This window comes from Methylobacter sp., assembly GCF_023227905.1.
In the GTDB taxonomy this organism is placed as follows: domain Bacteria; phylum Pseudomonadota; class Gammaproteobacteria; order Methylococcales; family Methylomonadaceae; genus Methylobacter_A.
On sequence record NZ_JALOCF010000051.1, the window covers coordinates 1 to 12,089 of the forward strand.

Here is a 12,089-nt window from a genome sequence, read left to right on the forward strand (position 1 = left end):
TTAACATTTTTTATTAAAGTGTCGCTGCCGCGACGGTTTATTTTTAATCGGGTTCTCGCACCCGAGGGCGAGTTACTTTCTTTTGCTTCGCCAAAAGAAAGTAACCAAAGAAAAGGCGACCCCGGTTGCCGCTTAGTTCACTCGGCACATCCTTGTGCCTCGCCCTGTGGGTGCTACGCATGCAAACCGGCTATCCTGCCGATTTGTCCTGTGCTCCTCGCTTTTGTCGAGGGTCAAGAAGGGGCTCCTGCCCCTCTGCTGACGTGCGGCATCCCTGCCGCACCCCTTAACGGGCTATTCTCGACAAAAGCTCCGGTGCTCGGCGCGGCATACGGGACAAAAATCATCCGTGCGTAACATCAGTTATTAGAAGGAATAATTAACAACAAGTTGTTAATTACAATTTAATGGCATAGCATTGTTTCCATGCTTACAACATTACGTAAATTTACCGTTATCTTTCTGGCAATACTGCAATTGATTGCACCGTTGGTGCATGCGCATGCCGGAGAGAAAACTTCAGATTTGGGACTGCATGTCCCCGGTCTTGAAAGGTATGGCATTAAGCATGACACCCTGATGTCTTCGGCAGTCAATTATGATTTTCATGTTGACGGCATCATAGTGGGCGTCGATGCCGGCATGAAAGACAATCAGTCTAATGCCGTTGTGGATTCGGATGACAGCCACTATCCGCATCAGCAGGCTGCCACCGTTAAAACCACGCTATCCCCTTTTGATGCCAATTTCTCTCCGCAAACAGCACAGTTTGTTTGCCGGTTGCTTATTCCATCGCTATCCCCTCGCGCGCCTCCCGCTCAATAATCCCCATTTTTGTATCGATGTTGCCCTGTAATATCGGTATGCAGTTGTACGTTACTTTTTTATAAAAATTATAAAACGCGGTTAGCACCGCATCGAGTCCGACTTATGTTTTTTTTGAACCTTTCCAGAAGGCTCATCCCTCAGTTCCTGCTAGGGAATATGGTTTTTTTTGCGGCGATAACGCTCAGCTTTGCCGATTCGGAATACGTTGTCGAACATCATGACCCGATCGAGAGCGACACAACGTTAAGCGTGTCAAAAGTCGTCGATTTAACGCTGGAGAAATATCCGGATGCGACCTGGCTTAACTCTCTGGAAGAAGAAGCGGCGGCGCTAGCGCAAAGAGGCGATAGCTGGACAGCCGGCGCATCGCTAGCCGGGCTTCGTTTTCAGGAAGCGACCAGCGGTACCTTGCATTATATTGATGCCGCAGTGGAGGTGCCGTTATGGAATATAGGCCAGCGCGATGCCGAACAAAAAACGGCAAAGCTGGCTCAAAGCAGCACCCTATCGCAGGCGGAAGCGGTCAAGCTACGCGTGGCGGGACTGGTCAGAGGGGCTTTATGGAATATGGCACTGGCCGGATTAAGTTATGAACAGGCAAAAATCGAGCTCGATATCACGGATCAGTTAGTAGCCAAAGTGCAGCGGCGCGTTGAGCTGGGCGATTTGCCCAGAGCCGATTTATTGCTGGCGCAATCGGAGTCGCTGCAAAAACGCTCGGCGGTAACTCAAGCTGAAGCCGAGTTAATGCATGCCCGCAAACGTTATACCAGCATCACGCAAATGACCAAAGTACCCGGCGATTACCAGGAAAAGCTGGTTGAGCTAACCGAGATTCAGCAAAACCATCCGGCTTTGGCGGCCCTTAACAGCCAGATCGAACGCAAACAGGCGGAGCTTAATGCGATTAAATTGACGGGCTCCGGCCAGACTAACGTCGCGGTCGGCATCAACAGCGACCGGTTCACCAACGATCCCCGCAGCAACATGACGGAAAGCTTCAACATCGGCGTGACTGTGCCTTTCGGCGGCAGCGCGCATCTGGCGCCGCAGGTTGCCGCCGTTAATGTCGAGCTCAATAAACTGATTGCAGAACGTGAGCAATTATTCCGCGATCTGGAACAGGCGCATCACGAAGCTGAGCATAACCTGGAAGTCAATCGGGTCGAGCTGGGTATCGCCAATGAATTAAAGCAGGTGGCCGAAGACCATTTCAAAATGACCCAGGCAAGCTTTTCGGTCGGGGAAATTAACCTGATGGATTTGTTAAGGATCCAGTCCAGAACCCAGCAAGCGGTATTAAATGCCAAGCAGCGGTCGGTCATGTTGCAGCGCGACATAGCGCTTTATAACCAGGCTGTAGGAGTTACGCCATGAGAATATTTATCGTCCGTGCTGCAATGCTGTTGTTGCTAAGCGTAATCGGTTTAGGCGGTTATGCCGCTGAAAATGTCATTCAAATTTCACAGGAAAATCTTGATGCCCTCGGCGTGAAACTGGGCAAGCTGGAACCTGTTACGCAATTTCCGGTGCTATCCGCTCCAGCTAAAGTGGTGATTCCGCCGGCGCAGGAATACATCGTCAGCACATCGCAGGGCGGAGTTATTGAAAAACTGAATGCGGCGGTCGGCGATAAAGTCGCCAAAGGGCAGGTTTTAGCCCAACTGAACAGTCCGGACCTGCTGACGCTACAGCGGGAATACCTTAAAGCTGACAGCGCTCTGCAGCTGGCTTCGGCAATTTACCAGCGGGATAAAAAGCTGCTACAGGAAGGCGTGATTGCCGACCGGCGCTGGCAGGAAACCAGCAGCGAATACCATTCCGCTGTTTCCGAGGCGGATGAACACAGGCAATTGCTGGAAATTGCCGGAATGACGGTCGGTGAGGTTGAGAACTTCCGCAAGACGCACCGCTTGACCCGGCAGCTCAATATCCGCGCGCCCATTGCCGGTGTGGTCATGGAGCGTTTGGTCGTGGTCGGGACGCATATCGACATCATGGAGCCGCTATTCCGCATCGCCAACCTGGATGAGCTTTGGCTGGAAATCGCCATTCCTCAGGAACGCGTGGGCGACATTAAAATCGGAGACCGGGTGCTGATCGATAACTCCGATGTCAGTGCAAAAATCACCCTGTTGGGGCAAAGCGTCAATCCTGAAAACCAATCAATTCTGGCTAGGGCGATCCTACAAAAGCACAATCTGGAGTCTTTACGGGCCGGGCAGCGGCTCAATACCCGGATTATCCAGTCTAGCGACAAGGCGGCGTTTAAAATCCCTAATACCGCCATTGCCCAAAACGAAGGCAAAGCTTTTATCTTTGTCCGTACGCAACAGGGATTTGCGGTGACTCCGGTCACCGTCGTCGGCAAACAGGATAACGATTCGGTTATCAGCGGAGAGTTCGCCGGCAACGAAGACATCGCCGTCCAGGGCGCGGTTGCGCTCAAAGCCAACTGGCTGGGGCTGGGGAGCGACGAGTAATGGCTAACCTGATTCGTTTTGCGCTGGGCCAGCGGCTGATGATGCTGCTGCTGGTCGGCCTGCTGGCAGGCGGCGGCTATTACGCCTTTAAGAACATTCCGATCGACGCCTTTCCGGAAGTGTCGCCGACGCAGGTCAAGATTATCGTCAAAGCGCCCGGCATGACGCCTGAAGAAGTTGAAGCGAGGATTACCGCGCCGATCGAAGTCGAGCTGCTGGGCATTCCGCACCAAACCATGCTGCGCTCCATCGCCAAATACGCGCTGACCGATATTACCGTCGATTTTGAAGAAGGCACCGATATTTACTGGGCGCGCCAGCAAATTGCCGAGCGCTTGAATACGATGTGGGGCGATCTGCCCGCGGGTGTCGAAGGCGGCATCGCGCCGATGACCACGCCGTTAGGCGAAATGTTCATGTTCAACGTCGAAGGCGGCGGCTTAAGCTTGATGGAACGCCGCAGCTTATTGGACTGGGTGATACGGCCTGCGCTGCGGACGGTGCCCGGCGTTGCCGATGTCAATTCATTGGGGGGCATGGTCAGAAGCTTTGAGGTCATGCCCGATAATATCCGGATGTCGGCCAGAAACATCAGCATGGCCCAACTGACAAGCGCATTGGAAAACAATAATCGCAATGACGGCGCAGGTCGCATGACCGACGGCGAAGAGGCCCTGATCGTCCGGGCCGAAGGCCGCATCAAGACCCTGGACGATGTCGGCGTCATCGTGGTCGGCAACAAAAACGGCATTCCGATTACCGTCGCCGATGTCGCCACCATCAAAATCGGCGCGCTGACCCGCTACGGCGCCGTCAGTAAGAATGGCGAAGGGGAAGCGGTTACCGGGCTGGTGCTGAGTTTGCGCGGCGCGAATGCCCGGCAAACCATCGCCGGCATAGAGGAAAAATTGGCTGAAATCAGCCCCGGTTTTCCTAAAGGCGTTGAAACCAAGGTTTTCTACAATCGCGGCAACCTGGTGGACAAGGCGGTGGACACGGTTTTGCACGCCCTGCTGGAAGCCATCGCGCTGGTCATCATTCTGCTGATCCTGTTTTTAGGCAATTTGCGCGCCGCATTGGTTGTCGCGCTGGCCTTGCCGCTGGCGGCGCTTTTCACCTTTATTTTGATGAACTATATGGGCATGTCCGCCAACCTGATGAGTTTGGGCGGTCTGGCGATTGCGATCGGCATGCTGGTTGATGCCGCCGTGGTGGTAGTGGAAAACCTGATCACCCATTTGGCGCATGCCGAAAAAGCCCAGCGCCTGCCGCGTCTGCATGTGATTTACCGGGCCACCCGCGAAGTTGCGGCACCCGTGGTGTCCGGCATCCTGATTATCATCATCGTGTTTTTACCGCTGCTGACCTTGCAGGGGCTGGAAGGCAAGTTATTTACGCCGGTGGCTTTGACCATCGTATTTGCGCTCAGCGGCTCCTTGGTGCTGTCGCTGACGGTAATTCCGGTGATCGCCTCTTACCTGTTGAAAGAGGTATCGCACGAAGAACCCTGGCTGCCCAGACAGTTGCAAAAACTTTATCAGCCCGCTTTAGTCTGGTGTATTGCCAACAGCAAAAAGGTATTCATTGGCGCTGGCTCGCTGTTGGTTCTGACCGCGCTGGTCTTTACCCAGATTGGCAGCACTTTTATGCCGACTCTGGATGAAGGCGACATCATTCTGCAATTGGAGAAACTGCCGTCGATTACGCTGGACCAGTCCGTGGCCCTGGATATTCAAGTGCAGAAAAACTTGCGCAAAAATATTCCGGAAATCATCGATATCGTCGCCCGCGTCGGCTCCGACGAGTTAGGGCTCGATCCGATGAGCCTGAACGACACCGATACGTTTTTGATACTCAAGCCCAAAAACGAATGGCGCATGGACAGCAAGGAGCAATTGCAGGATGAGATCCGCAAAGTCATGGCGCAAACGCCGGGCATTGCCTTTCAGTTTACCCAGCCGATTGAGATGCGCGTCTCGGAAATGCTGACCGGAACAAGAGGCGACGTGGCCGTCAAATTGTTCGGCACCGATCTGGCCGTGCTCAATGAAAAGGCGAAGCAAATAGCGGACTTGCTGAGCAATATCACCGGCTCCAGCGATGTCTTCGTCAAGCAGAATGAGGGCATGCAATTTTTGCAGTTGACCATCGACAAATCGGCGGCAGGGCGCTTGGGCCTGGACAGCGATAGCATCGAAACGCTGCTGCGGGCGCAAATAGAAGGCCTGAAGCTGGGCATAGTCCAGGAAGGCATCAAGCGCACGCCGTTGATTTTGCGCGGCGACAGCAATACCGCCACGTTTGACAACCTGCAAATCACCTTGCCGGATGGCGGACAGGTGCCGGTCACAGCGGTTGCCAAAATAGAAAAAGTGGAAGGCGTGGTATCGGTGGGCCGGGAGCATGGCCAGCGCTTTGTGGTCATCACCAGCAACGTGCTGAACCGCGATTTGGTCGGTTTTGTCGACGAAGCGCGCAAGGCCGTTGCCGAGAAAATCGAATTGCCGACCGGTTACACCGTTGAATTCGGCGGCCAGTTCGAAAACCAGCAACGCGCTGCGGCGACATTGTCGGTGGTGGTGCCGGTGTCGCTGGGCTTGATCTTCTTATTGTTGTTTTCAACATTCGGCTCGATTCGCCAAGCCGTATTGGTGCTGTCCAATATCCCGCTGGCAATGGTCGGCGGCGTGTTTGCGTTGTGGTTATCCGGCGAGTATTTGTCGGTACCGGCATCGGTCGGTTTTATCGCGCTGCTGGGGATTGCCGTGCTGAACGGCGTGGTCATGGTCAGTTATTTTAACCAGCTGATAGCAACCGGCATGGACCTGGTTAAGGTGGTGCTGGTCGGCTCGTCCCGGCGTCTGCGCCCGGTGCTGATGACCGCCAGTATTGCGGCGTTCGGCCTGATTCCGTTGCTGTTCGCAACCGGGCCGGGGTCCGAAATTCAGCGCCCGTTGGCTATCGTGGTCATCGGCGGCCTGGTGTCATCGACTTTTTTAACGTTATTTTTATTGCCGATTCTATTCAAATTATTCGGCTTGTCACCGGAGGCCAAGCAATGAACACCAAGGAATATTTAATCACTCTTAACGTGCCGATCAGCCTGGAAGAAGCGGTGGTCGATAGCCTGTTGATGCTGGAATCGGAGCACGGTTTCAGCAGTTTCCCGGTCAGTTCCCACGACCATAAAAATGAAGGCCTGTCGCTGGCAGAGCAGGTGACCGGACGGCAGAAAAAAGTCCGTTTCCAGATGTACGTGCCGGAGCAGGGCTTGGCCCAATTATTGGATCAACTAAGAGCGGAGTTTTCCGGCTCGGGGATCAGATACTGGGTGCTGCCGGTGGCTGAGAATGGGTTTATTTAGAGTGTTCCTGTGAAGTAGAGCCGCCCTATGAAGGCGACATTGCAGGCCGGAATAAATCCGCCCAAGCGCAACGACGGATGGATATTTCCGGCATTCGTGCTATTCAGGACGTTGGAAATTAGACCTTCCAGGTTTCTAAAACCTGGAAGGTCTGCATACCGATATGCTTATCGTCCTACGCAAGCAGTGAAGTTAATAAAGGCCGCAGATTATGCAATTGGCGTTGCTTAGTCAGCCTGTTGGCGATGACGATGCTTTTCAGCTCGGTCAATGCCTGCTCGAACACGTCGTTGACGACCAGATAATCGAATTCGTTGTAGTGACTCATTTCGGTTACCGCATCGCGCATCCGGCGGGCAATAATCTCTTCGCCATCCTGTCCCCGGTTTCTGAGGCGCTCGAATAGAACTTCCGTCGATGGCGGCAGGATAAAAATGGAAAGACTGTCAGGCAGCAGTTTTTTAATTTGCTCAGCGCCCTGCCAATCGATTTCAAGAACCACATCCAAACCCCGGTTCAAGTTTTCTTCGACGGTTTGCTGCGCTGTGCCATAGAAATTATCGAATACCTGGGCATGTTCAAGAAATGCCTGTTCTTCCTGCATGACTTGAAATTCTGCGACGCTGACAAAGTAATAATCCTGACCATGAGCTTCGCCGGGCCGCATCTTACGAGTAGTATGGGACACCGATACGGTCAGGCCATCCAAATCGGCAACCAGTTGTTTAACCAGGCTGGTTTTGCCGGCGCCGGACGGGGCGGAAATAATATAAAGTTTGCCGATGTTCATAAAGTTTAAGATCAAAGGGTCAAGGTCGAAGCGGAATAGATAGAGGTTTTGATTTGTAGTGACAAATCAAAAGTCCGCATGATACAGGATGCTACCGCTTGGACAAAGTAACGGTTAGCGCTAAGGGTGCTTTTCCGGCAGAATAAATGACAGCGGCTTTCTGTCACTGACTGAAACGCCTCATTAATCATAAAGCAGGATCAACGAGCTATAACCATTCGGACGTCATCCGCAATCTTGACGGTGCAGGCAGCTTCCGCGCCAACCGGCTGCTGGACTTCGCAGGCCCGGAGTGGTTCGAATCATTCTACTACCGCACTTATTATCGGGGCGTCGGTCACGAGGATGCGGTCTGGGTGGCCTTTCCGGTAAAGGATGCCGGATCTTGGTTCGGCATATTCCGCGGTCTGGAGCATCTGATGTAGTGCAAAAACAAACAACTTCCAAGCAGGGGTTTGAAAGTTGTTGCCGTGTTGTTTGTTACCTATGAATCAACGAAACCTCGGTAATTGATCCTGTACAACTCACAGGAATAAGGAGAATGAAGCTTTTGCATGAAAGCCATGGACGGGCTGTAGTAGTGCAATGCAGAAACAGTGTAGCGGTATACCGAAAGGCCAAATCCACCCACGCTGTCGTTATTCGGCAATAAAATGGTTTTGATAATCGACCAAAGCCCGTCTAATCACCTCATGCGCTTCATCCCGTCCGTAAACATTGGTTATTTCGCAGGTGCTTTGTTCGCTCGGCAGTTGTTTATAGGTCAAAAAATAATGTTTCAGGCGGTTGATATAAGATTCGGGGCAGTCTGATACGTCACGCCACTGCCTGTAAAACTCGTCGCCTTTCATGACTGCAATAATCTTGTCGTCTGCTTCTCCGTCGTCGATCAAACGAAATCCGCCGATAGGTATTGCCTGTAAAAGAATATCGCCATGGGTCACGCTGCGCTCGCTCAAAACGCAAATATCCAGCGGGTCGCCATCACCTTTAGTAACCTGTTTGCCGGATTTTAGCGCGGCATATTCGGCAACCCGATCCGCACAGAAGGTTTGCGGAATAAACCCGTAAAGTGTCGGAACCGTGTTGGAATATTTTTGCGGCCGGTCGATTTTCAGATACCCGGTTTCTTTATCGATTTCATATTTAACGGTATCCGACGGGACGATCTCGATAAAGGCCGTCACGATGTCCGGTGTATTGTTGCCTGGACTGATGCCATGCCAGGGATGCGCTTTATATTGTATATTCATGAGTAATGGTTCTTTGTTTAAAATGTGTAATGTCTGCTCCTGTCTTGACCGCTAAACAGAAATCGGTGCCTTGATGTGTTCATGTGCCTGATAATCGATCACTTCAAAATCCTCATATTGATAATCGAATATCGATTTCGGCCTGCGCTTTATTTTTAGGGTCGGCAGCGCATAAGGCTTACGGGTTAACTGCAAGTTAGCCTGCTGCTGATGGTTCAGGTATAAATGCACGTCGCCGCCGGTCCAGATAAAATCGCCTACTTCCAAGTCGCACTGCTGGGCAACCATATGGGTCAGTAACGCATAACTGGCTATATTGAACGGCAAACCCAAAAATGTGTCGCAGCTGCGCTGATAGAGCTGGCAAGACAGTTTGCCGTCGGCCACATAAAACTGGAAAAACGCATGACAGGGCGCCAGAGCCATTTTGCCTTGCGCCACATTCTGCTGCGGGCTGATGCTTTCATCCGGCAAATCCGCGACATTCCAGGCGGAAACGATCATCCGGCGGCTGTTCGGCGTTGTTTTAAGCTGCTCGATGACTTGCTGAATCTGATCGATATGCCGCCCGTCAGGTGTCGGCCATGAACGCCACTGGTGGCCGTACACAGGGCCTAAATCGCCTTTGTCATCGGCCCATTCATTCCAGATATTGACATTATGCTGATGTAAAAAACTCAGGTTAGTGTCGCCGTTTAAGAACCAAATTAACTCATAAATGATCGATTTTAAATGTATCTTTTTAGTGGTTACCAATGGAAAGCCTTCCGCCAGCGGAAAACGCATTTGATGACCGAAAATGGACAGCGTGCCGCTACCCGTTCTGTCGCCTTTGGGATTTCCTTCAGCCAGGATTTTATTGAATAGTTCTAAATATTGCTTCATGCGTTTTGATGACTATGGGTTTTTAACAAAACTTACGGGTCTGTTTGATGTTCTCTGGCTAGATTATTCCGCTCTTTTAATAAGTGGCGTGTAACAGACTATTCCATTCAATTTTCTATGTGGAATTTGGTCCGGGTTAACTTGGACAGGCAACACAGCGACGTAAGCGCCGCCTCATAATTATTATCACTCTTTGTAAAATCACTTTTAAACAGCGGACGCTTACGCTCAAAACTGGATTAACCATCCCGCTGGAGTTTGAGGGTAAATTCTGTAAAGCCGGCTAGAATGGTTTATCCCTGTTTCTTGCGCAATACATTCCAAACAAATATCCCAATATATAGACTAGGGCATTGATGCTTCTTGTTCAACTTGGTTTTGCCGTTACGCGAACGTTGTTTTGCAAATAAACGCTGCTGCCAACTCCAGGCCGCGGCGGAATCAAAACGTAAAACTCCCGGTTCGGGTAAGGATCATAAACTGATTACAACCTCAATTGCACTACGTAGTGGTGCTAATTCTTTACAATTTTATCATGTTTAAAAGTAGACCGAGCAAATGCCGGCGCTGGAGGTTTTTGCTTATGCATCTTGAACCGCCTGGACCATTAACTGATTTTGCGGCAGCCGGCAAATACCACAGCCGGAATGAATTGCCTAGGCATCACCTTAAATATTGCTAATGCTCATCCGTATTCGTACTAATAGAAATCCATTTATTGCTGAGTCTATATTGTCAGCCACTGATTAAATATTGGTCAATATTTACAGCAAATATCACTGCATAAGCCCTTGCTTTATGTTGCTTTTAAGTTTGTCAAAAATCTTGGACATCAAGGAAGACTTTTAGATTTCTATATTAATTATTTTCACGGAAGTGGTCGGTAAATACGTCAAGAATGTTAAATAAGTTCTTGCTAATGCCGAGTAGTTTTTTGCAAAAATATTATAGGGAACTAATATGCGCCAGTCTGAATTACAGTCATGGGAGAATAGCAATCAGGAAGAATTAAACGGTATAAAAAACTGGATTAAAGAATTTCTATGTAGCCCTCATCCATCATTGGGCCGTGCAGGGAGCGTTTGCCCATTCACTAGAGAGGCAATTAATAAAGATACTATTTATTTTTCCCTTGAAAAATATTTTTACCTAGATAAAGAGATTGAGATAAAAAAAATATCAAGCCAAATTGGACTGTTTAAAGCACTTAAAGTTAATAACCATGAAGATTATAAAGTCATCATAAATGCCTATCCTTATCTTGATAAAAGCGAATACATTAAAATTGAATTGATCCAAAATGAATTAAAGCCGCTTTTTGTTGAAGAAAACTTAATGATTGGACAATTTTATCCAGGATGTAAAGAAAAAGGGCTTTGGAACGATAATTTTTTCCCTCTTGATAGCCCTATCAGTTTATTGGCTATTAGAAATATGGCGATAACCGATATTGCCTTTTTAATATCGACCCATTCTTTTGTGGAAAAATACTTGCAGGTATTCGGAAAAAAAGGAGAAGACTTTTTAATAAAATATATGGAACGCAAGGAATTATATAGTTAAAGAAGAAGTTCCCAGTCATCGTTTCTTTCTTATCCGGATCGATCTGTAAGCGACTAATCCATTGTCGATAATTTTATATTTGTTTTCAAGTTATTACGAAATTAAAGCTTACAATAATTATAAATATTATTATGTCATCAACAATACATACCATAAAAGAAAATCTCTACGTTAACTCTCTCTATATAGATAAATTAGGGCTATCATTTAACCAATTTATCGTAGTGTCAAAAGATAAAAGTATAACTCTAATAGAAACCGGCTTTAGAAAAAACTTTAATGAGGTATGTACAAACATGGCACGTGTTGGATTAATTCCTGAAAATATCCAAAACGTCATAGTGCCTCATTTCGAAGCTGATGAAATGGGAGCTGTGCCTGAAGTCTTAAAAATATCAAACAAAAAAATAAATTTATACGCTCATCCTATTTGCACATTCGGATTAAGTGATATTTTCGATGTAAAAGCAAAACCTGTAAAAGACGGTGAGATTATATCTGTCTTTGAAGGGTGCTCTTTAAAGTTCATACATACACAGCACGTTCATCAATGGGATAGCTTGGTTGTTTACTGGATCGAACAAAAAATATTATTTTCTTCGGATCTGTTCATACAAGGCGGTGAATTTACCGGTATAAATTCAAACAATTGCCTTAATGAAATAGTTAATTCAATAAAAAAAGATAATTACCTGCCTTCGCATAATCATCTGGTTAATGCCTTAAATAAAATAAGTAAAAATGACATTGAAACCATTTTACCGATGCATGGATCAGGTCTGTCGAATAATATTGATTTATATATAGAGTCATTAAAAAATCTAAATTTTGAGTAATTATCCCATGCTGGTAGGTAGCCGCACTTATTGATTGAAGAAAATGGGGGCCCTAATCTATAAACGTTTGGTGTGACTTAAATCATT

General features: G+C 48.6%; 11 protein-coding genes. 8 read left to right on the top strand and 3 right to left on the bottom strand.

Features of this window, described 5'->3' with window-relative positions; all coding sequences use genetic code 11:
• The 6 genes from M0R47_RS17305 to M0R47_RS17330 form a co-directional block, all read left to right on the top strand.
• Positions 1-357 (top strand): hypothetical protein (locus M0R47_RS17305; protein WP_292557089.1); only part of this gene is annotated, 357 nt, incomplete at its 5' end.
• 69 nt (positions 358-426) lie between these two features.
• Positions 427-825, top strand: a complete 399-nt coding sequence (locus tag M0R47_RS17310) for a hypothetical protein (protein WP_292557091.1) — start codon at positions 427-429, stop codon at positions 823-825.
• Positions 826-930: 105 nt separating this feature from the next.
• Positions 931-2,205: a TolC family protein gene (locus tag M0R47_RS17315; protein ID WP_292557093.1), complete on the top strand. Its 1,275-nt coding sequence runs from the start codon at positions 931-933 to the stop codon at positions 2,203-2,205.
• Positions 2,202-3,311, top strand: coding sequence for an efflux RND transporter periplasmic adaptor subunit (locus M0R47_RS17320; RefSeq protein ID WP_292557095.1), 1,110 nt, complete (start codon positions 2,202-2,204; stop codon positions 3,309-3,311). The genes M0R47_RS17315 and M0R47_RS17320 overlap by 4 nt, the downstream gene beginning before the upstream one ends.
• Positions 3,311-6,373 (top strand): CusA/CzcA family heavy metal efflux RND transporter, encoded by a 3,063-nt coding sequence (locus M0R47_RS17325; RefSeq protein WP_292557097.1) that lies wholly within the window; start codon positions 3,311-3,313, stop codon positions 6,371-6,373. The genes M0R47_RS17320 and M0R47_RS17325 overlap by 1 nt, the downstream gene beginning before the upstream one ends.
• A complete protein-coding gene (locus M0R47_RS17330; protein WP_292557098.1) occupies positions 6,370-6,675 on the top strand; it encodes a DUF3240 family protein in 306 nt (101 codons plus the stop codon). The genes M0R47_RS17325 and M0R47_RS17330 overlap by 4 nt, the downstream gene beginning before the upstream one ends.
• 175 nt (positions 6,676-6,850) lie before the next feature.
• Here M0R47_RS17330 and gmk read toward each other — a convergent pair whose 3' ends face one another.
• The 3 genes from gmk to thyA form a co-directional block, all read right to left on the bottom strand.
• Positions 6,851-7,465, bottom strand: coding sequence for a guanylate kinase (gene gmk / locus M0R47_RS17335; protein ID WP_292557100.1), 615 nt, complete (start codon positions 7,463-7,465; stop codon positions 6,851-6,853).
• A 638-nt stretch (positions 7,466-8,103) separates the two neighbouring features.
• Positions 8,104-8,718: an inorganic pyrophosphatase gene (locus tag M0R47_RS17340; protein WP_292557102.1), complete on the bottom strand. Its 615-nt coding sequence runs from the start codon at positions 8,716-8,718 to the stop codon at positions 8,104-8,106.
• A 51-nt stretch (positions 8,719-8,769) separates the two neighbouring features.
• Positions 8,770-9,603 (bottom strand): thymidylate synthase, encoded by an 834-nt coding sequence (gene thyA, locus M0R47_RS17345; RefSeq protein ID WP_292557104.1) that lies wholly within the window; start codon positions 9,601-9,603, stop codon positions 8,770-8,772.
• A 960-nt stretch (positions 9,604-10,563) separates the two neighbouring features.
• On the opposite strand from thyA, the gene M0R47_RS17350 reads away from it, so the two are divergent.
• On the top strand, positions 10,564-11,166 hold the full coding sequence (locus M0R47_RS17350) for a DUF6875 domain-containing protein (protein WP_292557106.1): 603 nt from the start codon (positions 10,564-10,566) through the stop codon (positions 11,164-11,166).
• A 131-nt stretch (positions 11,167-11,297) separates the two neighbouring features.
• The gene (locus M0R47_RS17355; RefSeq protein ID WP_292557108.1) at positions 11,298-12,002 is read left to right on the top strand and encodes an MBL fold metallo-hydrolase; all 705 of its coding nucleotides are present in this window, start codon (positions 11,298-11,300) and stop codon (positions 12,000-12,002) included.
• The last annotated feature ends 87 nt before the right edge of the window (positions 12,003-12,089 follow it).